The following is a 23,258-nucleotide window of genomic DNA, read 5'->3' as shown; positions in this document are numbered from 1 at the left end:
GATTGTCGAGATCACGAGCCGCGGCCGCCGAGAGGATGATAGTCTTCACCGGATATCGCCACTCTTATTTTTATTTCGGCGATATTATAGCTAACACACAGCGCGTGTCAACGTTCTGCCAGCGCCGGCTCGCCGCGCCGCTCGCGAATGAGATTGACGAAGCGGCGGAAGAGATAGTGCGAATCCTGCGGGCCGGGTGAGGCCTCGGGATGGTGCTGGACCGAGAACACCGGCCGGCCAGTCAGCGCGATGCCGCAATTCGAGCCGTCAAACAGCGAGACGTGGGTTTCCTCGACGCCTTCGGGCAGCGAGTCCGCGTCGACGGCGAAGCCATGGTTCATCGAGACGATCTCGACCTTGCCGGTTGTGTGGTCCTTGACCGGATGGTTGGCGCCGTGATGGCCCTGATGCATCTTCTCGGTCTTGCCGCCGAGCGCCAGCGCCAGCATCTGGTGGCCGAGACAGATGCCGAACACCGGGAGATCGGTTTTCAGCAGGTTCTGGATGACCGGCACGGCATATTCGCCCGTCGCTTCCGGATCGCCGGGGCCATTGGACAGGAAGATGCCGTCCGGCTGTATGGCTAGGATCTCTTCCGCGCCGGTCTTGGCCGGCACGACGGTGACCTTGGCGCCGAGGCCCGCGAGCAGGCGCAGGATGTTTCGCTTGACGCCATAGTCGATGGCCACGACATGCAGCGACGGCTCGTCCTGCTCGCCGAAGCCTTTGTTCCAGGCCCAGGGCGTCTCGCGCCAGACCGAGGATTGACCCGAGGTGACCTCCTTGGCGAGGTCCAGCCCGATAAGACCCGACCAGGCGGCGGCGCGCCGCTTCAGGTCGTCGAGGTCGAAAACGCCATCCGGTGCATGGGCGATGACGGCATTGGGCATGCCTTTCTCGCGGATCAGCACGGTGAGAGCGCGAGTGTCGATCCCCGAAAGCGCGACGATGCCGCGCCTCTTCAGCCATTGATCGAGATGCCCGGCTGCCCGGTAATTGGAGGGGTCGGTGACATTGGCCTTGAAGATCGCGCCGACGGCGCCCGCGCGGGCAGCCGGATGCAAATCCTCGATATCCTCGCTGTTGGTGCCGACATTGCCGATATGCGGGAAGGTGAAGGTGACTATCTGGCCGGCATAGGAGGGGTCGGTAAGGATCTCCTCGTACCCGGTCAGGGCGGTGTTGAAGCAGACTTCGGCGACCGCCGATCCGGTGGCGCCGAGGCCGCGGCCTTCGATCACCGTGCCGTCGGCGAGCACCAGAAGGGCGGTCGGCTTTTCAGTGGCCCAAGGGGCGGTCGTGGCCATGGCGGCACTCCTAGAGGCGGCTTCCGGATCATCCCGTTGCAGGGGACGATCCGCGCAGCAAACGACGCGCGGCGGCGAATTCGCGAGCCTGCGCGCAACCAAAGTTTCAGTTCATGCGAGGCTCAGTACATAGGGGATAGCTCCAAAGCGGTCAATGACGCTTCCTCCGAGCGGAATCGATTTGTTTAGCCGAGCAAAATCAACGGTTTGCCTGGATTTGCCTTGAGCATCCGGCGAAGCTATTGTCCGCCGCGATCGAAGGAGAAGCATCATGCGCGAGAAAATCGCCGAATCCATGAAGAGCGCGATGAAGGCGCAGGACAAGCATCGGCTGCCGACGCTCAGGCTGATCCAGGCCGCCATCCACGACCGCGACATCGCCAATCGCGGCGCGGGCAAGCCGGCGGCGAGCGAGGAAGAGATCCTGCAGATCCTTTCCAAGATGGTGAAGCAGCGCGAGGAATCGGCCAAAGCCTTCGAGGACGGCAAGCGGCCGGAACTGGCGGCGCAGGAGCGCGGCGAGATGGAGATCATCCGCGAGTTCCTGCCGGCACAGCTCGACGATGTGGCGATCACGGCGGCGGCGCGCGAGGCGATCGCGGCGACGGGTGCCGCCAGCCAGAAGGACATGGGCAAGGTGATCGGCGCGCTGAAGCAGAAATATGCCGGCCAGATGGATTTCGCCAAGGCGAGCGCCATCATCAAGGGGCTGCTCCAGTAGAAGACCGGCTCAGTTCTTGCAGATCGGCACCGGCTGCGGCGGCGGTGCCGGATGGTCTTTCTTGTACAGCGCGATTATCGGCTCGAGGGTCTTCTTCGGCCAGAACTTCGGAGAGCCGATTTCCTTCAGGCAGGATGCGTTCCAATAGACGCCCGCAGCCGACAGCGCTTGGCCGGCGGCCTTTGCGCGCGCCACAGCGGCGATGTCGCGCGATTCAGGATAGATGTAGAGCGTGGTCGGGTTGTTCTTCACCAACGGGATGATCTGCTCGGCATCGGCCGGCGACCAGCTGGTGCAGCCATTGCTGCGGCCGCCGGCATAATTCACCAGCTTGCCGAACGGGACGAAGCCGTCATGGTCGGCGTAGGAGCTGTTCGGATCTTTGCGCAGGCACATGCCCCTGAGCAAGGCTGCCGGATGGCCGCCGATCACGCGCTGCCTGGCGTTCGCCGCTTCGCCTTCGCCATCGAACTGGATGAAGGTACGCATGAACACCGCGTTCTGCGCACCGACGCGATAATAGCCCTTGAAGGACGTCTTGGTCTCGGCGGTCATGTAGGCTCCGCCTGCCGTCAGCTCCGAATCCATCGCGTTGCCGAAGTTTTTCGCGCAACGCCTGCCATTGGAGAAATCGGCAACGCCTTTGAGATTGCGGCCGCCGCCATGGCCCGAAGAAACCGCTCGAAAGAGCTGCTTGGCCTCGCAGATGATATAGTAGCGTTGGCCAAGCACACTGTTGCCCAGGTCGCCGGGCCGCGTTGCATCCATGGCGAAGTAGCAGGGGTTGCTGACCGAACCTTCACTGACCTTCTTCTGGTAGAGGGCGCGCGCCCGCTCCAGCACGACCTGCGAGATCTGACCTTCGTTGTCGCCGACATGGCGCTGCAGCCAGTCCGGAATGTTCGATGGGCGCAACGCCGCGAACGAGCCGACCGATGCCGTCAGAGCGGCGAGGACGAAGAGGACGGCGGCACCAAGCGGAACAGATATCAACCGCACCGGATTAATCCCCCCTCGAACTGGTATCGCTTGTGGTGAATCACCTGCGCCAATCATAAGAGCATAGCGCCGATGGGCGAAACACTTCTTGTGTCTAGTGCGATCTGCCGAAGCTGGCGCATCTGCGATTTTCGACAGGCAAGAAGTTGGCTACTATCTGATTCCGGCGCGCCCACGCCTCCTCCCTCCGTTGGGAAAGCATTGTTCATGCAGGGCATTCGATCGCTAAACCGACTGTTCGAGCATCGGCATAAGGAGGGATTGCGAAGACTGCTCGCAATAGGAGGTTTTTTGATGCGGCTTTCCGCACCCGTCTATCATCTGAAGCGCCAGGCGAGGTTGCTGTCGCGCAAGGAAAATGTTCCCCTTCATGAGGCGCTTGACCGCATGGCCTTCAAGGAAGGCTTTGGCAGCTGGAGCCTGCTTGCGGCGAAAGCCGCCGAGGCCGCACCCGCCGGGAGGCTGCTGGCGCAACTGATACCCGGCGACATGGTCCTCGTGGCGGCCCGGCCGGGTCAGGGCAAGACGCTGATGAGCCTCGAACTCGCCGTGGCGGCCATGAAGCAGGGCAGTCGCGCCGTATTCTTCACCCTGGAATACATGCATGCCGATATCCTCGACCGGTTCCGCGACATCGGCGTCGACCCTGCCGTTTTCGACCATCTGTTCGAGTTCGACAATTCCGACGCCATCAGCGCCACCTACATCATCGAGGCGTTGGGGTCGGCGCCGTGCGGCACGCTGGCGGTGATCGACTATCTGCAACTGCTCGACCAAAAGCGCGAGGATCCCGAGCTCATGGTCCAGATACGCGCCTTGAGATCGTTTGCCCGGGAACGCGGGCTGGTGCTGGTGTTCATCTCCCAGGTCGACCGGTCATACGATGCGTCCAGGAAGCCTTTTCCCGACCTTGACGATGTCCGGCTACCGAACCCACTCGATTTATCGCTCTTCGACAAGATGTGCTTCCTCAACAAGGGCGAAATCCGCTTTCAGTCAGCTTGAGGGCGATCCTGACCGGGGCTATGCCTGCCGATCTCGCAAAGGACACGGCTCATGGTCGAAATCGTCAAACCAGCGCTCGAGCATCTGCCGTCCTACAAGGCGGCGCTGGAGCGCGGCTGGTCGCCGGACAATGTGCGGCTGCTGGAGGCTACGCGCGAGCAGCTTGAGGCGATCGAACAGGATCCGGCGGCATTCCTTGCCGGCCTTGACGATCCCGAAGCCAAGGGGCCGCCGATCGCGCTGCCGGACGGCACAATGGTGCCACGCCTGCCGGGCTTCCGGCGCTGGATCTGGGACGGCGAGGCCGCCGGCTCGATCGGGCTTCGCTGGCAGAAGGGCACGTCGGCGCTGCCGCCGCACGTGCTCGGCCACATCGGCTATGCCGTGATGCCATGGAAGAAGGGGCGCGGCTATGCCACCGAAGCGCTGCGGCTGATGCTTCACGAGGCAAGGGCGGTCGGTCTCGACTATGTCGAGATCACCACCGATCTCGACAATCTTGCATCCCAGAAGGTGGTGCTCGCCAATGGCGGCATTCTCGTCGGGCGGTTCGCCAAAGTCGCCGCCTATGGTGGCGCGGAGAGCCTCAAGTACCGGATCGACCTTTAGGTCTCAAGGCAAGCGAACTTGAGAACCTTATTCGCCGGGCCTGGCCAGTCTTCCTTCTGCGGCCTTGTAGTAGAACTGGCTCGCGACAAGCCAGCCTTTCAGCGGCCTGAGCGGCGGAATGCAGGTCGCAAGGATGATCGGCACCGAAACGAAGGCGTGGAACCACATGGATGGCTCGAACGTCACCTGCGCCCAGACGGCGAACAGGACGGAGGGCACGCAGGCAAAGCAGATGACGAAGAAGGCGGGTCCGTCGGCCGGATCGGCAAAAGAATAGTTGAGCCCGCAGACTTCGCATTTCGGCGCCAGCTTCAGAAATCCGTCGAACAGCCGGCCCTCTCCGCAACGCGGGCATCGCCCGCGGATGCCGATCCGCCAGGGTTCGAGGTGGGGATAGTGCGCGTCGTGCATGGTCATCACTCCAGGACCTCGCATGCATTCGATCGGCCTTGAGGTCACGCATAGATACTAATATGATTTTTGTATGCATACAATGCGACAAAATGTATGGATACCGGTGGCATGAACAGTGAAGGGGACCTCAGCTGGCTTTCTCCCTTGGCAGAAGACTCACGACCGCTCTATCTCAAGATCGTCGAGGCGCTTGCGGCTGCCCGCTCGATCGGGCGGCTGCAACCGGGGGACAGGCTGCCGCCGCAGCGAGAGCTTGCCCGCTTCCTTGGCGTGGATCTGACCACGGTCACCCGGGCGTTCACCGAAGCCCGCCGCAGGAACCTGATCGATGCAACGACCGGTCGCGGCACCTTCGTCACCCCCGGCGAGCCGGAAGAGCCGATCCTCGATCTGAGCATGAACATTCCGCCGGCGCCTTCGGGCCTCAGCCTGCCGGCATTGATCCGGAGTGGCATCGAGGGACTGCTCAAACGTTCCAGCGCCGAAGCACTGCTTTCCTACCATCCCGGCCCGGGTTCTCCCGCCGAACGCGCCGCTGGCTCGTTTTGGCTTGCCACAGCCGGCGACAGGTTGCCTGTCGAGCGCGTTGCTGTTGGTTCGGGGGCGCAGGCGCTGCTCGCCGCCGTCCTTCTGTCGCAAACCCGCGAGGGCGATACGATCCTCACGGACGCGCTGACCTATCCCGGCCTGATCGAGCTGGCGCAGGCCACGGGGCGAAAGCTGGCTGGGGCGGGCCGCGACGATGACGGCATGCGCCCCGACTATCTGGAGGAAGCGGCGCGACGATACGGCGCCCGCGTTCTCTATCTCAACGCGACACTTCACAATCCGACCACGCTCACCATGCCGGCGGGCCGGCGCCGGGACCTGGTTCGGATGGCGGGCAGGCTTGGCCTGGTGATCGTCGAGGACGATCCCTACAGTCCACTGCAGACCACTTCACCGCCAGCCTTCCTCAGCCTGGCGCCGGAGCGGACATTCCATGTGGCTACATTGGCGAAATGCATCTCGCCATTTCTGCGCACGGCGTTCCTGGCGGCGCCTGACGCGAAATCCGTCGAGCGGATCGCGGCGACAATCCGGGGCACCACCATGATGGCGCCGCCACTGATGACGGGGCTCGCCTGCGAGTGGGTGCGAAGCGGCCTGGCCGGCGAGATCACCGCCGCGGTGCGTGCCGAAGCAGAGGCCAGGCAGACGATCGCGCGCAAGATCCTGCCGGCCGGTTTCGCCTCGACGGAATCAAGCCTGCATCTTTGGTATCCGCTGGATGCGCGATTGTGTTCATCGGATATCGCCGAGATCGCACGCCGTCGCGGATTGGCCCTCAGCCCGGCGGAAGAGTTCTCCGTCGTGCCCAGTGCCGCTGATGGCTTGCGGCTGGCGTTGGGTGCCGCATCCAGCCACGAAAGGCTGGAGGAGGGGCTTCACAGTTTGGGGTCGATCCTGTCGGGCGGCTCTGGCTCCTTGCGTCCTCACGTCTGAGGCGGCAGAGCGCCACGCCGAGGCTCTATTCCGCCGCAGCCGGCAACGGCGGCGTCGCTCGGGTGCGCGATTCCCAAGCCTGCGAGGCAAGCGCGACCGCCAGGGCCACCAGCATGGCAAACGCGCCGGCGACCGGCAGGCTGCGATAGCCAAGACCGGCATTGAGCATCGCAGCGCCCAGCGAGGCGGCGAGCGCGATGCCGACATTGAAGCCCGAGGGAATCAACGACGAGGCAAGGTTCGACGCATCTGCCGTCCAGGCCAGGATCCGGGTCTGGATCGGCGCGCCGATGGCGAAGTTGAGGCCGCCCCATATGACGATCGCGACGATCATCGGCACCGGGTAGGGACTGACCGCATAGATGACGCCAAGCATTACCGCCTGCAGGAAAAGCATGGCGATCAGCGACGGCATCAGCTTCCAGTCGGCAAGCTTGCCGCCCAAGAGAACGCCGATCGTCGCGCCGACGCCGTTGAGCAGCAGCACAAACGGGATCAGGCTTTCGTGGAGGCCGGTGACTTCGAGCAGCGTCGGCGTGATGTAGGTGAAGAGGCCGAACTGGCCGATCATCAACATCACCATCAGGATGAGCGAGGTCCAGACCTGCTGACGCCCCAACACGCGCACCTCGCGCGCGAGGCCGGCGGGTCGGTTGGCGGCGCCTGCCGTGCGGGGCAGCAGCGCAAGCATGGCAACGATCGCGATGACGCCCAGCGCGCACATCACCCAGAAGGTCGCCCGCCAGCCCCAGAGACCGCCGATCGCGGTGCCGGCCGGAACGCCGATAACATTGGAGACGGTCAATCCAGAGAGGATGACCGCGACCGCCCGGCCGCGCTGGTCCTCGCGCACCAGGCCGACCGCGACCACCATGGCGACGCCGAAATAGCAGCCATGCGCCACTGCAGTGGCAATGCGCAGGAGAAGCATCGAGGTGAAATCGGGCGCCAGCGCGCATGCGGCCTGGCCAAGAGTGAAGGCAATGGTCAGGGCGATGAGCAGCGACTTTCGCGAGACCCTGCTGGTTGCGAGCGCCAGGAGCGGACCACCAATGGCGATGCCGCAGGCATAGCCGGAGACGAGATAGCCGGCGGTGGGCACGGAAACACCCAGACCCTGCGCTACCTCCGGCAGCACGCCGGCGATGACGAACTCAGTCGTGCCGAAAGCGAAGGCGGCAATGAACAGGGCAATGAGGGGCAGCATGGCGCGGACAGCGATCCTGAATGAGCTGGCCTCAAACCATGGATGGACGCTGCGGGCAATGCAGAAATTGTCGATGCCGCTTTAGGTTTTCTTGACCGGGTTGGGCAGTGGTCCCGCCTAAACGAGCACAAGGCCCTCTTCGTGCCGTGAGGACGCCCAGTCCGAGCCGTCTGTCAATCTCACCGTCACCTAGCCGACGGCGAGGATCAGCAAAGGCTAATTTTGTGCGGCCGGTCGGTCGATGCTAGCTCGCCTTCAGCCGCGAGCCGCCGAGCAGCCCGCGCTCCTCCAGCACCGGGTAGGCCATGGAGGCGAGCAGCGAATTGATCTGCTTGAGGTCGCGGATGGTGTCGAGATGGATCGAACTGGTCTCGACGCTTTTCGCGGTCCCGTCGCGCAGCCGCACGAAGTGGCTGGCGCTGGTCTCTTTCTCGCGCTCGCGCAGCAGGTCCTTCTCGAGCACCAACTGGCGGGCGGTTTCCGGGTCGCGCGAGACCAGCACGTTGAAGGCAAGCCGCGCATTGGCCAGAACCGAGGCATGGAAAGCACAAAGCTCGCGCCAGCCCTCGGGCGTGAATTCCAGCCCGCGCTCCAGCTTCTTCCTGACATGCACAAGCATGTTGCGCACGATGATGTCGCCGACCTGCTCCAGCTTAACGCAGGCGCCGATCAGTTCCTGGCAGCGCAGCGCCTCGTCCTCGCTCAGGGGGTTCTTGGTGACCTTGGCCAGATAGAGCTTGATCGCGGCGTGCTTCTGGTCGACCCGGTCGTCGAGCGCGGCCAGCGCCTTGATCTTGCCGGCGTCGGCGCTTTCATAGAGCTCGATGATCCGCTTCAGCATGATCTCGACCGTCTCGCAGACCCGGACCACCTCGCGCGTGGCGTTGGCCAAGGCCTGGCTTGGCGTGTCGAGCGCGCTCTCGTTCAGCGCCGACAGTTCGACCACGTCGAGCGCTGCCGCCGGTTCGGGCTTAGTACCGAGCGCCACGATCTTCTGCGAAGCGCGATAGACGAGGCCGGCGAGCGGCAGCCCGGCAAGCAGGATGATCACGTTGAACAGGATATGGGCGTTGACGATCTGGCCGGAGGCCGTCGTGCCGAGGAAGGAGAAGTGCGGTCTGAAAATCATGAACAGGATCAGCATCACGAGCGAGCCAAGCCCGCGCATCAGAAGATTGCCGATCGGCACGATGCGGACTTCCGCCGCTGCCGAGCGGGTGAGCATCGGCGCGATGATCGAGGAACCGAGATTGACGCCCAGGATCAGGACGACGCCGAGCTCCGGAGTGATCAAACCCCGGCCGGCGAGCGTGGCCATGAGCAGGACCGCCCCGATGCTCGACTGGAACAGCCAGGTGATCAGTGCCGCCAGCAGGTAGGAGCTGATCGCATCGCCGGAGAAGTAGTCGATGATGACCGGCATGAGCTGGCTGTCGCGCAACGGCTCGGAAGCTTGGCCGATCATCTCCAGCGACAGGATCAGAAGGCCGATGCCGACAAGGATGCGGCCGGTCTGACGCCAATCGCGGCGCTCGGTGGCCATGAACATGATGGTTCCTGCGACCAGGCACAACGGCACCACGAGCGACAGATCAAAGGTAAGAAGCTTCGCGACCAAGGCCGAGCCGATCTCGGCGCCGCGCACGGCAAGCTGCCCGGCGGCGCCCGACACGATGCCGGCGCCGGCGAAGGAGCCGACCAGCAGCGTGACGGCGGTTGAACTCTGCAGCGCGATCGCGAGGCCACAGCCGGCCAGCACCGCCATCAGCGGCTTGCGCATGGTGGCGCGCAGCCTGTGACGCAGCACATCGCCATAGGCGCGCTCGACACCGGTTTTTACCATGCGGGTGGCGAACAGCATCAGCGCCACTGCGCCGGCAAGGTGCAGAAGGACAACGGATCCGCTCATGCCGAGCCTCGCAACGAGGCGGCCAGGAAGCGGAAAAAGGTGCGAATCGCAAGCATTTCGAAGGTCGAGACTAAAGCAGTTTACATTAGCCGGATAATAAATTTTACCCGATTCGGCCGACATTCGGCACACGACGGCCTGTGTCGGAAATGGATAGAAGGTGCTTTGGTTGCAGATCGCGGTCGGACAGGCGGCAAATGTCGCGTCGACGCGAAGCCTGGGCTTGAACCGGTTTCTGTAAATTGGTGAAGCTGCTTGCGTAACCAACGGAATTCATTACGGAATTGTAACCAGGGTGTTCAGTTTCGGTTCATGCCAGCCGGAATATCTCCCTGCCTATCGACAACCAAGGAGCACTGACCATGAAGCGTCTCATACTTTCCACCGTGACCGCCGCGATGCTGACCGCTTCGGCCTTTTCGGGCCAGGCGGCGCCGCTCGTTCAGCCGAGCGAGACGCAATCGACCTACACACAGGTCGACTGGCAGAAGCCGGGCCGGCATGTCGAGAAGCGCGTCGTGAAGAAGAAGGTCGTGGTGAAGCGCAGCCATTGGCGCAATGGGCAGAAGTATTCCAGCTGGAAGCGCCATCAGGCGGTTCGCGACTGGCACCGTTATGGGCTGCGCCGTCCCGGCCCCGGCCAGGAGTGGATTCGCGTCGGCAACGACTACCTTTTGGTCAGCATCGTCTCCGGTATCATCTTCGGCGCGATCGCCGCGCACTGAGCGGGGAATGGTCCGAAAGACGGGAAGGCGGCCGCGCGGCCGCCTTCTTTTTGTCTGTGAAAAGCGGGTACGATCGGGCTTATCGAGTCGTCGCGCCCAAGCGGCTTGATTATATGGAGGGTAAACGAGCCTTTCCCGATGCGCTTTCCACCCGCCTTCCTCGACGAGATACGCGACCGCGTGCCGATTTCTTCGGTGATCGGTCAACGCGTTTCCTGGGATAGGAAGAAGTCCAACGCATCGCGCGGCGATTATTGGGCGTGCTGCCCGTTTCACGGCGAAAAGAGCCCGTCGTTCCACTGCGAGGACAAGAAGGGGCGCTATCACTGTTTCGGCTGTTCGGTCTCGGGTGATCATTTCAAGTTCCTGACCGAGCTCGACGGCATGAGCTTTCCCGAAGCGGTCGAAAGGATCGCCGAGATGGCCGGCGTGCCGATGCCGGTGCGCGACGCTCAAGAAGAAAAGCGCGAGAAGGAACGCGCCAGTCTGACCGACGTCATGGAGATGGCGACGGTCTTCTTCCAGGAGCGCCTGCAGGGACCGGAAGGCGCCAAGGCCCGCGCCTATCTGCGCGACCGCGGTCTGACGCCGGCGACGCAGCAGTCCTTCCGGCTCGGCTATGCGCCGGACAGCCGCAACGCGCTCAAGGAATACCTCGCCGCCAAGGGGGTGCCGAAGGCCGATATCGAAGCCTGCGGACTGGTCCGGCATGGCGACGACATCCCGGTCTCCTATGACTGGTTCCGCGACCGCATCATGTTCCCGATCCCGGATTCGCGCGGCAGGATCATCGCCTTCGGCGGTCGGGCGCTGGCGCCGGACGCTTTGGCGAAATACATGAACTCGCCGGAGACCGAGCTCTTCCACAAGGGCAACGTGCTCTACAATTTCGCCCGCGCCCGCAAAGCGGTGGCCAAGGGCGGCACGGTGATCGCCGTCGAAGGCTATATGGACGTGATCGCGCTGGCACAGGCCGGCTTCGAGAATGCCGTGGCGCCTCTCGGCACGGCGCTTACCGAAAACCAGCTCGAGCTTTTGTGGCGCATGGCCGGCGAGCCGGTGCTTTGCTTCGACGGCGACCAGGCCGGGCTGAAGGCCGCCTGGCGCGCCGCCGACCTCGCCCTGCCGGCGATCCAGCCCGGGCGCTCGGCACGCTTCGCGCTGCTGCCCGAAGGCAAGGACCCCGACGATCTGGTCAAAGCGGATGGGCCGGACGCGTTCCGCGCGGTGCTTTCGGAAGCGCGGCCGCTCGCCGATCTTCTGTGGATGCGCGAGACGGCCGGCGGCGTGTTCGAGACGCCGGAGCGGCGGGCGGAGCTCGAGAAGACGCTGCGCGAGCTTACCGGCCGCATCCGCGACGAAAGCCTGCGCTACCACTATCAGCAGGAGATGCGCGAGCGCGTCCTGAGCTTCTTCGGCTCGCAGCGCGGCGCGCGGCAAGGCCTACACGGGGGACGCCAGGACGGGCGGCCAGGCGAGCGCGGCAGAGGTTCGGCGCCCGGCGGGGCGTTTGGCCGAAGCGCTGCCGGCGCGCGCACCGCCATCACCGAAAGCCTCGGCCGCTCGGCGCTGGTCAAGCGCACGGGCGAGGCCATGTCGGTACGCGAGGCGACGATCATCGTGGCGCTGGTCAACCATCCGCCGCTGATCGACGAGAATTTCGCGCATGTCGAATTCCTCGATCTTGCCAATTCGGATCTCAGGCGGCTGCATGCCGCCATACTCGACGCGATGGCGCATGACGCGGCCGACGACCGCGACGCAGTCATCGCCACCATCGAGCGCGCCGGATGCGGCGACATCTGGGGACGCGCGGTGGCGCTGATCAAGCGGGCGCGGCAGTGGCCGGCGCTCGAAACCGCGGGACTTGACGATGCCCGGGACGCCTTCAACCAAGCGCTGCACTTGCAGCGCAGCGCGCGCACCTTACATAGGGAGCTGAAACAGGCGCAGGCGGCGCTCGATGCAGACCCGTCGGACGAAAACTTCCGGCATCTCGTCGAGATTCAAGCGCAATTCAACGATGTACAGGCAACGGAAGCGCTGATCGAAGGGTTCGGCGTTTCGTCGGGCAGGGCTGGGCGCGCTTAGGCCCAGATGAAGTGGAAATGCTCAAGGCGCGTCGATTCGACGCCTCTAAGTCGGGCAATTGATTCGCTTTTTTCATGCGAATCATGCCAGAGGCGCTTGACCTTCTGGCAGATTGGCGGAATCAGGACGATTCGAAACGTTAACCGTGCCCGGCGTCGGTGGGAAATTTTGAGCGATGTAAGGTTCTGGCGACTGGACAGGCAAAAGGCCTGCCACAGATACCAGGGTTAATCTGGACTTAATGCATGTCGCCCAAAAGTGGAACCGGTTTTGGGGCAACGACAGGCAGCAAACAAAAGAGATGATGCGGTCACTGGCCCGGTAAGAAGCGTTCTGGGGCGAGCGCATCCGGTTTGACCGGCCCGGCAGTTTACGCGGCTTCGATTACGGCCGCTTGGAGACGACAAAGAATGGCGACAAAGGAAAAGGAAGAGGTCGAGACCGAACGTGAAGGCGCCACCGATGGCCCGCTGCTCGACCTTTCCGATGATGCTGTCAAGAAGATGATCAAGGCCGCCAAGAAGCGCGGCTATGTGACCATGGACGAACTGAACTCGGTGCTGCCCTCGGAGGAAGTGACATCCGAGCAGATCGAGGACACGATGGCCATGCTGTCCGACATGGGCATCAACGTCGTCGAGGACGACGAGCAGGGCGAGGAGGCGGAAGGCGGCGACGCGGGCGCCGACTCCGAGGAAGACGCTAACGAGCTTGCCGAGCAGACCGGCACCGCCGTTGCCACCACGACCACCAAGAAAGAGCCGACCGACCGCACCGACGATCCGGTGCGCATGTATCTGCGCGAGATGGGCTCGGTCGAGCTCCTGTCGCGCGAGGGCGAAATCGCGATCGCCAAGCGCATCGAGGCCGGCCGCGAGACGATGATCGCGGGCCTATGCGAGAGCCCGCTCACCTTCCAGGCGATCATCATCTGGCGCGACGAGCTAAACGAATCGAAGATCCTGCTGCGCGAGATCATCGACCTCGAGGCGACCTATGCCGGCCCCGAGGCCAAGCAGGCGCCGGTCGTCGAACGCGTCGAGGAAGCGCCCAAGGCCGAAGAGAAGCCGCGCGGCCGCTCGGCGGCGCGCGAGGAAGAAGACGACATCACCAATGTCGGCGGCGACACGCGCGGGCTGGAAGAAGAGGAAGACGACGAGGACGAGGCAAGCCTGTCGCTGGCCGCGATGGAAGCGGAATTGCGCCCGCAGGTGATGGAGACGCTCGACGTCATCGCCGATACTTACAAGAAGCTTCGCAAGCTGCAGGACCAGCAGGTCGAGAACCGGCTGGCGGCTGCCGGCACGCTTTCGCCCAGCCAGGATCGCCGGCTGAAGGAGCTCAAGGAGCAGCTCATCAAGGCGGTGAAGTCGCTGTCGCTCAATACCGCGCGCATCGAGGCGCTGGTCGAGCAGCTCTACGACATCAACAAGCGCCTGGTGCAGAACGAGGGCAAGCTGCTTCGGCTCGCCGAAAGCTACGGCGTGCGCCGCGAGGAGTTCCTCAAGGAGTATCAGGGCTCGGAGCTCGATCCGAACTGGACCCGCTCGATCGCGAATCTCACCTCGCGCGGCTGGAAGGAGTTCACCAAGAACGAGAAGGACGCGATCAAGGAGCTGCGCGCCGAGATCCAGAACCTCGCCACCGAGACGGCGATCTCGATCTTGGAATTCCGCAGGATCGTCAACCAGGTGCAGAAGGGCGAGCGCGAGGCCGCGATCGCCAAGAAGGAAATGGTGGAAGCGAACCTTCGGCTCGTCATCTCCATCGCCAAGAAGTATACCAATCGCGGCCTGCAGTTCCTGGACCTGATCCAGGAAGGCAATATCGGCCTGATGAAGGCGGTCGACAAATTCGAGTACCGCCGCGGCTACAAGTTCTCGACCTACGCGACATGGTGGATCCGGCAGGCGATCACCCGCTCGATCGCCGATCAGGCGCGCACCATCCGCATTCCGGTGCACATGATCGAGACGATCAACAAGATCGTCCGTACCTCGCGCCAGATGCTGCATGAGATCGGCCGCGAGCCGACGCCGGAAGAGCTGGCAGAGAAGCTCGCAATGCCGCTCGAAAAAGTGCGCAAGGTGCTGAAGATCGCCAAGGAGCCGATCTCGCTCGAAACCCCGGTCGGCGACGAGGAGGATTCGCATCTCGGCGACTTCATCGAGGACAAGATGGCGATCCTGCCGATCGACGCGGCGATCCAAGCCAATCTGCGCGAGACGACCACGCGCGTGCTGGCTTCGCTCACCCCGCGCGAGGAGCGTGTTCTGCGCATGCGCTTCGGCATCGGCATGAACACCGACCACACGCTGGAAGAGGTCGGCCAGCAGTTCTCGGTGACACGCGAGCGTATCCGTCAGATCGAGGCCAAGGCGCTGCGCAAGCTCAAGCACCCGAGCCGCTCGCGGAAGCTGAGAAGCTTCCTGGACAGCTGAGCGGAAACGCAACATATGAAAAAGGGCGCCTCGGCGTCCTTTTTCATTTCCTGTCATTTGTTATGACGCCTTGCCGGGCTTGCTCAACAGGAGGATAATTTCAGGGTCGGATGCATTTGTGGGCGACAAGCCGGATGCCCGCCCCGGACGCCGGTCGCAACTGCCAGGCGTCGCGCTCCGTGGCTCCCGGTGGGAGGTGTGCCATGACAACCTACATCGTGCTTATCAACTGGACCGAATTGGGCGCCAAGAACGTGCGGGAGTCGCCGAAGCGGCTCGATGCCGCCAAGAAGCTGCTCGGTGAAATGGGCGGATCGTTCAAGGCATTCTATCTGACCATGGGCGAATGCGACATGGTCGCCATTGTCGAAGCGCCGGACGATGCCGTGCTTGCCCGTTTCGCGCTGATGTTGTCGTCCGGCGGCAATGTCAGGACGCGGACGATGAAGGCGTTTCCGGAATTCGCCTACCGCGAGATCATCAGTTCGCTGGGGTAGAACGCCGGAAACAGCCCGGCTCGATGCTGTTGCGGTGCCGCGCTCGGTCGCCGATAGTCGCGCGCGCCTGAACCGTTGCTGACTGTCTGGTACAATACACGCTGCCCGGTCTGCGATGCCGGCATCAACCGCCAGAAACGGCGGCTGATTGAAGCGGTCAAATCCGGCCGCGTCGAATTCCGCGATATCAATCTCGAACCGAAAGCGCTTTTAGCCTTCGGCGCCTCGCTCGAGGATGTCCGCCGTCGGCTGCATGCGACCGATGCCGAGGGCAAGCTGCTGGTCGGTGCCGATGTGGCGATCGCGGTCTGGCGGCTCACGCCTGGCGAGGGATGGCTGGCCACCCTGTTCGGCAATCCGGCCGTGCTGCGGCTGACGCGCTTTGTCTATGATCGCTTGGCCGATCTTCTCTACGCCTGGAACCGCCGCACAGGCCGCTGGTAGCCGGTTTTCGCAGCGCGTGGCGTCGCATTTCGGACGCCTGGCGGTTCGCTTGGCGTCAACGAAGATACATCGTAAGATATATCTTGACTTAACGGCCGCCGCCTACTTAAGATATATCGTAAGATAGAACTCAAGGAGCGATCCATGCACAAGCATAGTCCCTTCGGGTACAACCATTTCGGTCAGCGCATGTTCATGCACATGGCCGGTCGTTTCGGCGGTCGCGGCGGCGGCTTTGGTCCCTTCGGGCAGGGCATGCGGGGCGGCGGCCGCGGCGGTCCGGGCGACATGTTCCGCGCCGGCCGCATGCTGGCCGACGGCGATCTCAAGCTGATCACGCTGTCGCTTCTGGCCGAGGCGCCGCGGCACGGCTACGACATCATCAAGGCGCTGGAGGAACGCACCAGCGGCATCTACAGCCCGAGCCCGGGCGTGGTCTATCCGACGCTGACCTTTCTCGAAGAGGCCGGCTATGCCGTCTCGTCAAGCGAAGGCAACAAGAAGGTGTTCTCGATCACCGAGGCGGGCAGGGCGCATCTCGAGCAAAATCGCGAGATGATCGATCACGTGCTCGACCATCTCGAGCGGTTCGGCCGCAAGATGGCCAAGGCTCGCGACTGGTTCGGCTGGAACGACGAGGGCGAGGACGGCGGCCGGCGCGGCCGTCACGAAAAGCGCGACCGGTTCCGCGCACTGCGCCACCGCCTACGCGCCGCACTCAGCGATATTGTCGATGCGCCGGAGGACAAGCAGGCCGAGGCGATCAGCATTCTGGAAGACGCCGCCGCAGCGCTCGAAGCCCTCTCACGTCGATGAGCCGCCCCGGGCACTGAAGGAGCTATTGCTGGCTCGCCCAACGATCGTCAAAGCGGGATGACTTCCAAAAGTCATCCCGTTTATCTTTGTGAGCATGCTCTTCCCGAAACCGCTGCACCGTTTTCGGGATCATGCTGTAGTGAAAATCGTCCTGCGGCACGCTATGTGATGCCAGGACGATTTGCCGTTGGAGGATGCGCTATGTCTTTTCTGAAACGTCTTTTCGGCGGCGGCGGTGGTGAGGCGACGGACACCGGAGCCGCGAAGCCGGCAAAGCAGGTCGAGCACAAGGGATTCCTGATCAGCGCCACGCCCTACAAGGCGGACGGCCAGTACCAGACCTGCGGCGTCGTCTCCAAGGAAGTGGACGGCGTGATGAAGGAGCACCGCTTCATCCGCGCCGACCGTTTCGCCGGGCTGGACGATGCGGTCGACATCTCGATCAAGAAGGGCATCCAACTCGTCGACGAGCAGGGCGAGCGGATGTTTGGATAGGCGTTGCCGCGGGGTCCGTTTTTGTCGGGATCAGAACGCGACTTTGTCGCCGCCCTTCAGTTGCAAGATCTGCCGCGCCTCGTCGGGCGTGGCGATCGAGGCGCCGAGGCCCTCGATGATCTGGCGGACCTTCGTTACTTGTTCGGCGCTCGAGCGGGCAAGCTTGCCCTTGCCGATCCATAACGAGTCCTCCAGGCCAACCCGCACATTGCCGCCCAGCGCGATCGCCTGCGTGGCGATCGGCAGTTGGTGGCGGCCGGCGCCCAGCACCGACCAGTGATAGTCGTTGCCGAACAGCCGGTCGGCCGTGCGCTTCATATGGGCGACGTCCTCCGGATGCGTGCCGATGCCGCCGAGGATGCCGAACACGCTCTGGACGAAGAACGGTGCCTTCACCAGCCCGCGCTCGACGAAATGCGCCAGGGTATACAGATGGCCGATGTCGTAGCACTCGATCTCGAAGCGCGTGCCGTTGTCGGCGCAGGTGCGCAATATGTGCTCGATATCGCCGAAAGTGTTGCGGAAGATCCGGTCGCGCGAGGATTCGAGATAGGGCCGCTCCCACTCGTGCTCGAACGTCTTGAAGCGCTCCAGCATCGGAAACAGCGCGAAGTTCATCGAGCCCATGTTGAGCGAGGCGACCTCGGGCGCGAAGACTTTCGCGGGCCTGACGCGTTCCTCCACGCTCATCGTCGCCGCACCACCGGTGGTGATGTTGACGACGCAGTTGGAGCGCTGCTTGATGACCTGCAGGAAAGGGGCGAACGCCTCGGTCGACTGGTCGGGGCGTCCGTCGACCGGATTGCGGGCATGAAGGTGGACGATCGCGGCACCCGCCTCGGCCGCCTCGATAGCGGCGGTCGCGATCTCCTCGGCCGTCACCGGCAAGTGCGGCGACATTGACGGCGTGTGGATCGAGCCTGTGACCGCGCAGGTGATGATGATCTTGTTCTGGCTTGCCACTTTTTGATGCCCTGATCTGATCTCTTCGCTATTCGGCCGCGCCCTGTTCGACCGCGTCCTGTTCGATCGCTTGGGTGATGCCGGCAATGAACCGCTTCGACAGCACGACATAGAACAGGGTACTCGGCAGCGCCGCCAGTGTCAGCCCGGTGAACAGCTAGTCGGCGTGAATCCGACGAACACCGTCAGGCCCTGGGGCAGTTTCCTCAAATTGTCGAAGGTGATCAGCACCAGCGGGAAGAAACAGTCGTTCCAGATCGGGACGGCTTGACGAACATGCAAAAAAGGCAGGCGCCAATCGGCGCCCGCGTTCTCATTCTCAGGGTATCTTCATTCTCAGGGCAATGATTACGCGGCCACGGCGATCCCGTCCGCGTTAGCAGCCGCGGCAGCGATCGCATCCACCTTGGCGGTCGCCTTGGCAAGCGCGGCGGTAACCGCGTCGGCGCCCATGCCGACGCCTTCGACGCGGATCACTTCGACGTCCGTCATGCCCAGGAAGGCAAGCACGCCGCGCAGGTAGGGGATGGCGTGATCCATCTGCACCGCGGCACCCTCGGAATAGATGCCGCCCGAAGCAAGCACGATATAGACCTTCTTGCCGGCGACCAGGCCCTTCGGGCCATTCTCACCATAAGCAAAAGTCCTGCCCGAGCGTGCGACGTGGTCGATCCACGACTTCAACGTCGAGGAAATGTTGAAGTTGATGAAACCGGTGGCGAGGATAATCGTGTCAGCCGCGAACAGCTCGTCGAGCACTGCGTCGGACACGCCGACCACCTCGGCCTGACGCGGGCTGCGCGCCTCGGCCGGGGTGTAGATGCCGGTGGCGTAGTCAGGATCGATATGCGGCAGCGGATCGGCAACCAAATCGCGCAGGACAAGTGTGTTGGACGGATCGGCGGCGACCAGCTTCTGAGCAAGATCGGTGGCGACGCGGGTCGAGTGCGAGGCGGCGCCGCGCGGGCTGGAGGTAACAAGCAGTATGGACATGGCGGTGTCCCCTTTGGGTTGGATTGACTTTCCCGTCCAATATGGGGTTGCCGCTCTATCCGGAAAACCGGTATTATTTGCATAGTATCCATCGAGAATGTGGATTGATCATGCAGCCAAATCCGACGCTCGACCAATTGCAGATCCTGGTGGCGGTGGCCGACACCGGCAGCTTCTCGGCCGCGGGGCGCAAGCTAAACAGGGCGCAGTCGGTGGTGAGCTACGGCATCGCCAACCTGGAAGCGCAACTGGGCCTGAAACTGTTCGAGCGCGAAGGCCTGCGCGAGCCGCAGCTGACCGATGTCGGAAAGGCCATGCTGGAGGACGCGCGGCGCATGATCGGTGTGCTGCAGCGCATCCGCTCGCGCGCCGACGGCTATAGACAAGGGCTGGAGGCGGAAGTGAGCCTGTCGGTCGACGTGGCGCTGCCTTCGCCGGCGCTCGTGCGGGTGCTCAAGGCTTTCGAGGCCCAGTTCCCGGCGGTGATGCTGCGCCTCTATATCGGTTCGCTCGGCCTGATCGTCGATCAGGTCGTCAACGGCCAGTCGGACCTCGGCTTTGGCGGCCTGCAAGGCGATGCGGACGTCAATCTGCTGCGCATCGGCTTCATCTCGCTGGTGCCGGCTGCCGCACCCGACCACCCGCTGGCGAAACTGCCGAAGCCAATTGCGATCGAAGATCTGCGCGACCACATCCAGCTTGTCGTCTCCGACCAGTCGGAGCGGACGCGGGGCCGCGACTATGGCGTGTTTGCCTATCGCACCTGGCGGCTGACCGATGTGCGCACCAAGCACGCCCTGATGCGTGAGGGTCTCGGCTGGGGCGGGCTGCCGCGCTGGCTGATTGCCGACGACATCGCCAGCGGGCGGCTGGTCGAGCTCGATCTCGAGCCTTATCGCGAGGTGCGTGCGCCGATGTACGCGATGCACCGCAATGACCGGAGCCCCAAGCCGGCGGCGTCGTGGCTCATCGACGAGTTCAAGCGGCAGCTCGGCTGCTTCAACGAGCTGGAACCGGGCGTTTGGACGGAGGAGGAGCCGGAGACAAGCCGTCCATGAGCGCGATCAGCACGGCGCGATAATCCTCGACCGATGCGCCGGCCTCGATGGCCAAAGCCGCACGATCGAAGGCGGCGGCCAGCAGGGCGGTCAGCGCCTCGGCCGGCAGCTTGACCGTCGAGCGCGCGCGCATGGCTGCGACCAGGCCTTCGCGCAACGAGCGGTTGCCGTGGCGGTTGTCGATCCCGTCCATCGCCGCGCGGCCAAGCACGGCCGGTCCATCGAGGAGCAAAAGCCGCGTGCGGCCGGGCGCGCGCATCGCCGCGAGATAGGCGTCGGAGCCGGCGATCAAGGCATCGCGAGCCGAGAGCGAGGCGGGCGAGGCGCGGTCGATCTCCGCTGCGACGGTCGCTGCCTCCTGATCGACGACCGCGGCGAACAACGCCTGCTTGTCGGCAAAATGATGATAGAGCGCCCCACGCGTCACGCCGGCGGCGGCCACGATCTCCGGCGTGCCCGTCTCCGCATAGGATTTTTCCGTGAACAATTTGCGCGCCGCGCGGATCAGATCGGCGCGCGTCGCCTCGGTGCGGTCGCGGTTGGAGCGGCGTCCAGACTCTTGTTGCATACATACAGCCTGTATGTTATTTGCATTTACATACAGACTGTATGTCGGATGGCAGGAGAAAGAAAGATGAAGACGACCAGCTATTATCCGGTGCTGATGACCGGCGACGTGTCCGCCACGGCCGCCTTTTACATCGAGCATTTCCGCTTCAAGGTGCTGTTCGACAGCGACTGGTACGTCCATCTGCAGTCGTCCGAGGCATCGCCGCGTCAATCTCGGCATCGTCAGCGGGGACCATGAGACAATCCCTGAGGAGGGTCGGGGACGCACGTCCGGCCTGCTGATTAATTTCGAGGTCCGCGATCCCGACGCCGTCTATGAGCGCATCGTCGCCGCAGGCTTGCCGATCCTGCGCAGCTTGCGCGACGAGCCCTTCGGCCAGCGCCATTTCATCACCAAGGATCCCAACGGCGTACTGATCGACGTGATCAAGCCTATTGCGCCGAGCGAAGAATTCCTGGCGCAATACGCCAATGGCGCGGCCGGGAGCTAGGCCAGTCAGCGGGTCTCAGTTCGTCCGCGCCACCGGCGTCACGGCGACCTGGCTGACGCCGGTGCGGCGCACGACGGTGCAGAGCGTCTCGCGACCGATACGTTCGGCGTCGAGCATGCGCACGAGATCATCGACGCCGGTGACCGGCCGGCCGTCGATAGCGGCGACGATGTCGCCTTCCTTCAGGCCAGCCCCTCGCGGCGGGGCCGTTCTTCTCGACACTGCGCAGGCGCACGGCCGTGTTGGTCGTGACCTGCGAGAGAAGTGCGGCACGGCGCGGCAGGTTGGTCGTATCGGCAGAGACGCCGATGAAGGCGCGGCGCACGCGGCCGAAGCGGATGATCTCGGAAATGACGAAATTGGCGGTGTTGGAGGCGACCGCGAAGGCAATGCCTTGCGCGCCGTGGATCATGGCGGTGTTGACGCCGATGACTTCGCCGGCCGACGACACCAGCGGTCCGCCGGAATTGCCGGGGTTGAGCGCGGCATCGGTCTGAATGACGTCGTCGATCAGCCTGCCGGTCGAGGCGCGCATCGAGCGGCCGAGCGCCGAGACGACGCCGGCGGTGACGGTCCATTCGAAGCCGAGCGGATTGCCGATGGCGATCGCGATCTGGCCGCGCCTGAGGCGCTTGGAATCGCCGAGCGGGGCGACGTCGGCAAAGCTGCCGTCGGCGCGCACCAGCGCGATGTCGGTGTCGGGGTCGCGGCCAAGCACGCGCCCCTCGCGCGAAGCGCCATCCGGCATCGTGACCCGAACGTCGCGGGCGTCGCCGACGACGTGGAAATTGGTGACGACCAGCCCGTCCTGAGCGATCACGAAACCCGAGCCATGGCCGCCGGCACCAATGCGCTCGATGCGGCAGACGGCCGGTCCGATTCGATCGACGGCGTCGGCGACCGTCGCCGAGTAGGCGTCGAGCAAGGCGTCATCGGATTGGAGTTTTTCGGCGGCGAAGGCCATGGGTGGGCTCCCGTGTGATCTGGCGCAAACGATGCCTATATGTGCGGAGCGGCAGCAATTGCCGCGACCTGACCACATGGCCAGTCAGGCACTCGACTAGCCGTCAGGCGAGTATCCGCGGCAGCGCCATGGAGCGATATCTGGGTCACAGAACCCAGGAGATCATCGATATGAGCAACTTCAACCTCAGTGCCTTTTCCGATGCCGTTGCCGATGTCGCGGCGGCCGCCGCGCCGGCGCTGGCAAGCTTCGCTACGCATCACCACCGCACCGCCAGCGCCTTCCACTGGCGCGACGGCTTCTTTGTTACCGCGGAGGAAGCGGTCGAAGCCGGAGAGGAGATCGAGCTGACGCTGGCCTCGGGCGAAACTGTGAAAGCCGAGCTTGCCGGCCGCGACCCTTCGACGGGCGTTGCCCTGCTGAAGCCGGCTTCCGCCGCCGCCGGTCTGCCGCAACTGGCTGAGGCCGCTGCCGTGCGCCCCGGCAATGTGGCGATCGCCGTCGGCAGTAGCGAAGGGGCAGCACTTGCGGTCTTTGGCACGGTCGGCGAGGTCGGGTCCGCCTGGCGCTCGATGCGCGGCGGCGCGATCGACCGCCGCATCAATCTGGCCATCAACACCGGCGGCCGCTTCGAGGGCGGTCCGGTGCTCGATGCCAAGGGCGGCCTGATCGGCATGCTCTTGTTCGGGCCGCGCCGGCGGGCGCTGGTCATGCCTTACGAGACGATCGAGCGGGCGGTCGCGACGCTGCGCCAGAAGGGACATGTCGCGCGCGGCTATCTCGGTGCCGGGCTGCACCCGATCCGCAACAGCGACACCCACGGCGCCATGGTGATGAGCCTCGACGACAGCGGCCCGGCGAAAGCCGCCGGCCTGCATGTCGGCGACATCATCGTCACCTGGAATGGCGAGGCCGTGCATGGGCCGCGCGAGCTTATCCGCAAGCTCGGGCCGGACAGCGCCGGCACCACCGTGACGCTCGGTATCTTGAGTGGCGGCGCTGAGCGCGATGTTTCGATCACCATCGGCGAAAAGCCGTTGAGCTGAGAGGGCCG

General features: G+C 64.0%; 21 protein-coding genes and 2 pseudogenes. 14 read left to right on the top strand and 9 right to left on the bottom strand.

Features of this window, described 5'->3' with window-relative positions:
* Positions 1-107: 107 nt before the first annotated feature.
* Positions 108-1,307 (bottom strand): glutamine-hydrolyzing carbamoyl-phosphate synthase small subunit, encoded by a 1,200-nt coding sequence (carA, locus tag CK218_RS00180; protein ID WP_095826529.1) that lies wholly within the window; start codon positions 1,305-1,307, stop codon positions 108-110.
* 271 nt (positions 1,308-1,578) lie between these two features.
* Between carA and CK218_RS00175 the strand changes: the two genes are divergently transcribed.
* The gene (locus CK218_RS00175) at positions 1,579-2,028 is read left to right on the top strand and encodes a GatB/YqeY domain-containing protein (RefSeq protein ID WP_095779703.1); all 450 of its coding nucleotides are present in this window, start codon (positions 1,579-1,581) and stop codon (positions 2,026-2,028) included.
* A gap of 9 nt (positions 2,029-2,037) precedes the next feature.
* On the opposite strand, the gene CK218_RS00170 is transcribed toward CK218_RS00175, so the two are convergent.
* Positions 2,038-3,027, bottom strand: a complete 990-nt coding sequence (locus tag CK218_RS00170; protein ID WP_095781339.1) for a hypothetical protein — start codon at positions 3,025-3,027, stop codon at positions 2,038-2,040.
* 294 nt (positions 3,028-3,321) lie between these two features.
* Between CK218_RS00170 and CK218_RS00165 the strand changes: the two genes are divergently transcribed.
* Both CK218_RS00165 and CK218_RS00160 read left to right on the top strand, forming a co-directional pair.
* Entirely contained in the window at positions 3,322-4,032 is a 711-nt protein-coding gene (locus CK218_RS00165; RefSeq protein ID WP_095826528.1) for a DNA helicase, read from the top strand.
* 51 nt (positions 4,033-4,083) lie between these two features.
* The gene (locus tag CK218_RS00160; protein WP_067326778.1) at positions 4,084-4,641 is read left to right on the top strand and encodes a GNAT family N-acetyltransferase; all 558 of its coding nucleotides are present in this window, start codon (positions 4,084-4,086) and stop codon (positions 4,639-4,641) included.
* Positions 4,642-4,668: 27 nt separating this feature from the next.
* On the opposite strand, the gene CK218_RS00155 is transcribed toward CK218_RS00160, so the two are convergent.
* Complete coding sequence (locus tag CK218_RS00155; RefSeq protein WP_245434825.1) at positions 4,669-5,058, bottom strand: DUF983 domain-containing protein; 390 nt, start codon at positions 5,056-5,058, stop codon at positions 4,669-4,671.
* 105 nt (positions 5,059-5,163) lie between these two features.
* Between CK218_RS00155 and CK218_RS00150 the strand changes: the two genes are divergently transcribed.
* A complete protein-coding gene (locus CK218_RS00150) occupies positions 5,164-6,540 on the top strand; it encodes a PLP-dependent aminotransferase family protein (protein WP_179294408.1) in 1,377 nt (458 codons plus the stop codon).
* A gap of 25 nt (positions 6,541-6,565) precedes the next feature.
* Here the strand turns inward: CK218_RS00150 and CK218_RS00145 are convergent, their stop codons facing one another.
* Complete coding sequence (locus tag CK218_RS00145) at positions 6,566-7,747, bottom strand: MFS transporter (RefSeq protein ID WP_095826526.1); 1,182 nt, start codon at positions 7,745-7,747, stop codon at positions 6,566-6,568.
* A 244-nt stretch (positions 7,748-7,991) separates the two neighbouring features.
* Entirely contained in the window at positions 7,992-9,656 is a 1,665-nt protein-coding gene (locus tag CK218_RS00140) for a Na/Pi cotransporter family protein (protein WP_095826525.1), read from the bottom strand.
* Between the two features lie 362 nt (positions 9,657-10,018).
* Here CK218_RS00140 and CK218_RS00135 point away from each other — a divergent pair, with 362 nt between their 5' ends.
* The 7 genes from CK218_RS00135 to CK218_RS00105 all read left to right on the top strand — a co-directional run bounded on the left by CK218_RS00135 (position 10,019) and on the right by CK218_RS00105 (position 17,165).
* A complete protein-coding gene (locus CK218_RS00135) occupies positions 10,019-10,381 on the top strand; it encodes an RcnB family protein (RefSeq protein WP_066994606.1) in 363 nt (120 codons plus the stop codon).
* A gap of 138 nt (positions 10,382-10,519) precedes the next feature.
* The gene (gene dnaG / locus CK218_RS00130; protein ID WP_095826524.1) at positions 10,520-12,472 is read left to right on the top strand and encodes a DNA primase; all 1,953 of its coding nucleotides are present in this window, start codon (positions 10,520-10,522) and stop codon (positions 12,470-12,472) included.
* 410 nt (positions 12,473-12,882) lie between these two features.
* On the top strand, positions 12,883-14,913 hold the full coding sequence (gene rpoD / locus CK218_RS00125; RefSeq protein WP_066994612.1) for an RNA polymerase sigma factor RpoD: 2,031 nt from the start codon (positions 12,883-12,885) through the stop codon (positions 14,911-14,913).
* A gap of 203 nt (positions 14,914-15,116) precedes the next feature.
* Positions 15,117-15,410, top strand: coding sequence for a GYD domain-containing protein (locus CK218_RS00120; RefSeq protein ID WP_066994615.1), 294 nt, complete (start codon positions 15,117-15,119; stop codon positions 15,408-15,410).
* Between the two features lie 75 nt (positions 15,411-15,485).
* Complete coding sequence (locus CK218_RS00115) at positions 15,486-15,854, top strand: DCC1-like thiol-disulfide oxidoreductase family protein (protein ID WP_066994954.1); 369 nt, start codon at positions 15,486-15,488, stop codon at positions 15,852-15,854.
* A 144-nt stretch (positions 15,855-15,998) separates the two neighbouring features.
* Positions 15,999-16,670, top strand: coding sequence for a PadR family transcriptional regulator (locus CK218_RS00110; RefSeq protein WP_066994618.1), 672 nt, complete (start codon positions 15,999-16,001; stop codon positions 16,668-16,670).
* A gap of 201 nt (positions 16,671-16,871) precedes the next feature.
* Entirely contained in the window at positions 16,872-17,165 is a 294-nt protein-coding gene (locus CK218_RS00105; protein ID WP_067326794.1) for an HlyU family transcriptional regulator, read from the top strand.
* A 30-nt stretch (positions 17,166-17,195) separates the two neighbouring features.
* Here the strand turns inward: CK218_RS00105 and CK218_RS00100 are convergent, their stop codons facing one another.
* Positions 17,196-18,128 carry a 3-keto-5-aminohexanoate cleavage protein gene (locus CK218_RS00100; RefSeq protein WP_095826523.1) on the bottom strand — a complete coding sequence of 311 codons (933 nt, stop codon included), beginning with the start codon at positions 18,126-18,128 and terminating at the stop codon, positions 17,196-17,198.
* Positions 18,129-18,476: 348 nt separating this feature from the next.
* Positions 18,477-19,121 (bottom strand): FMN-dependent NADH-azoreductase, encoded by a 645-nt coding sequence (locus tag CK218_RS00090; protein WP_095826522.1) that lies wholly within the window; start codon positions 19,119-19,121, stop codon positions 18,477-18,479.
* 110 nt (positions 19,122-19,231) lie between these two features.
* Here CK218_RS00090 and CK218_RS00085 point away from each other — a divergent pair, with 110 nt between their 5' ends.
* Complete coding sequence (locus CK218_RS00085; protein WP_066994956.1) at positions 19,232-20,179, top strand: LysR family transcriptional regulator; 948 nt, start codon at positions 19,232-19,234, stop codon at positions 20,177-20,179.
* Here the strand turns inward: CK218_RS00085 and CK218_RS00080 are convergent.
* Positions 20,121-20,747, bottom strand: a complete 627-nt coding sequence (locus CK218_RS00080; RefSeq protein ID WP_095826521.1) for a TetR/AcrR family transcriptional regulator — start codon at positions 20,745-20,747, stop codon at positions 20,121-20,123. The two genes, CK218_RS00085 and CK218_RS00080, sit on opposite strands and share 59 nt — an antisense overlap.
* Before the next feature lie 66 nt (positions 20,748-20,813).
* On the opposite strand from CK218_RS00080, the pseudogene CK218_RS00075 reads away from it, so the two are divergent.
* Positions 20,814-21,240 (top strand): annotated as a pseudogene (locus tag CK218_RS00075) (VOC family protein).
* A 15-nt stretch (positions 21,241-21,255) separates the two neighbouring features.
* On the opposite strand, the pseudogene CK218_RS00070 reads toward CK218_RS00075, so the two are convergent.
* Positions 21,256-22,204: pseudogene (locus CK218_RS00070) on the bottom strand (trypsin-like peptidase domain-containing protein).
* A gap of 170 nt (positions 22,205-22,374) precedes the next feature.
* On the opposite strand from CK218_RS00070, the gene CK218_RS00065 reads away from it, so the two are divergent.
* A complete protein-coding gene (locus CK218_RS00065) occupies positions 22,375-23,250 on the top strand; it encodes a S1C family serine protease (protein ID WP_095781349.1) in 876 nt (291 codons plus the stop codon).
* The last annotated feature ends 8 nt before the right edge of the window (positions 23,251-23,258 follow it).

Source organism: Mesorhizobium sp. WSM3879 (genome assembly GCF_002294915.1).
Taxonomy (GTDB): Bacteria; Pseudomonadota; Alphaproteobacteria; order Rhizobiales; family Rhizobiaceae; genus Mesorhizobium.
Note: the sequence above shows the minus strand (reverse complement) of the source record. Positions and strands in the feature narration are given on the sequence as shown.

Bases quoted from the DNA above. Each gene is read 5' to 3' on its own strand.
- CK218_RS00165 (WP_095826528.1), top strand. From the start codon at position 3,322: ATGCGGCTTTCCGCACCCGTCTATCATCTGAAGCGCCAGGCGAGGTTG.
- CK218_RS00140 (WP_095826525.1), bottom strand. From the start codon at position 9,656: ATGAGCGGATCCGTTGTCCTTCTGCACCTTGCCGGCGCAGTGGCGCTG.
- CK218_RS00155 (WP_245434825.1), bottom strand. From the start codon at position 5,058: ATGACCATGCACGACGCGCACTATCCCCACCTCGAACCCTGGCGGATC.
- CK218_RS00085 (WP_066994956.1), top strand. From the start codon at position 19,232: ATGCAGCCAAATCCGACGCTCGACCAATTGCAGATCCTGGTGGCGGTG.
- CK218_RS00135 (WP_066994606.1), top strand. From the start codon at position 10,019: ATGAAGCGTCTCATACTTTCCACCGTGACCGCCGCGATGCTGACCGCT.
- CK218_RS00175 (WP_095779703.1), top strand. From the start codon at position 1,579: ATGCGCGAGAAAATCGCCGAATCCATGAAGAGCGCGATGAAGGCGCAG.
- CK218_RS00110 (WP_066994618.1), top strand. From the start codon at position 15,999: ATGCACAAGCATAGTCCCTTCGGGTACAACCATTTCGGTCAGCGCATG.
- CK218_RS00065 (WP_095781349.1), top strand. From the start codon at position 22,375: ATGAGCAACTTCAACCTCAGTGCCTTTTCCGATGCCGTTGCCGATGTC.
- CK218_RS00160 (WP_067326778.1), top strand. From the start codon at position 4,084: ATGGTCGAAATCGTCAAACCAGCGCTCGAGCATCTGCCGTCCTACAAG.
- CK218_RS00120 (WP_066994615.1), top strand. From the start codon at position 15,117: ATGACAACCTACATCGTGCTTATCAACTGGACCGAATTGGGCGCCAAG.
- CK218_RS00150 (WP_179294408.1), top strand. From the start codon at position 5,164: ATGAACAGTGAAGGGGACCTCAGCTGGCTTTCTCCCTTGGCAGAAGAC.
- CK218_RS00080 (WP_095826521.1), bottom strand. From the start codon at position 20,747: ATGCAACAAGAGTCTGGACGCCGCTCCAACCGCGACCGCACCGAGGCG.
- CK218_RS00090 (WP_095826522.1), bottom strand. From the start codon at position 19,121: ATGTCCATACTGCTTGTTACCTCCAGCCCGCGCGGCGCCGCCTCGCAC.
- dnaG (WP_095826524.1), top strand. From the start codon at position 10,520: ATGCGCTTTCCACCCGCCTTCCTCGACGAGATACGCGACCGCGTGCCG.
- carA (WP_095826529.1), bottom strand. From the start codon at position 1,307: ATGGCCACGACCGCCCCTTGGGCCACTGAAAAGCCGACCGCCCTTCTG.
- CK218_RS00145 (WP_095826526.1), bottom strand. From the start codon at position 7,747: ATGCTGCCCCTCATTGCCCTGTTCATTGCCGCCTTCGCTTTCGGCACG.
- CK218_RS00105 (WP_067326794.1), top strand. From the start codon at position 16,872: ATGTCTTTTCTGAAACGTCTTTTCGGCGGCGGCGGTGGTGAGGCGACG.
- rpoD (WP_066994612.1), top strand. From the start codon at position 12,883: ATGGCGACAAAGGAAAAGGAAGAGGTCGAGACCGAACGTGAAGGCGCC.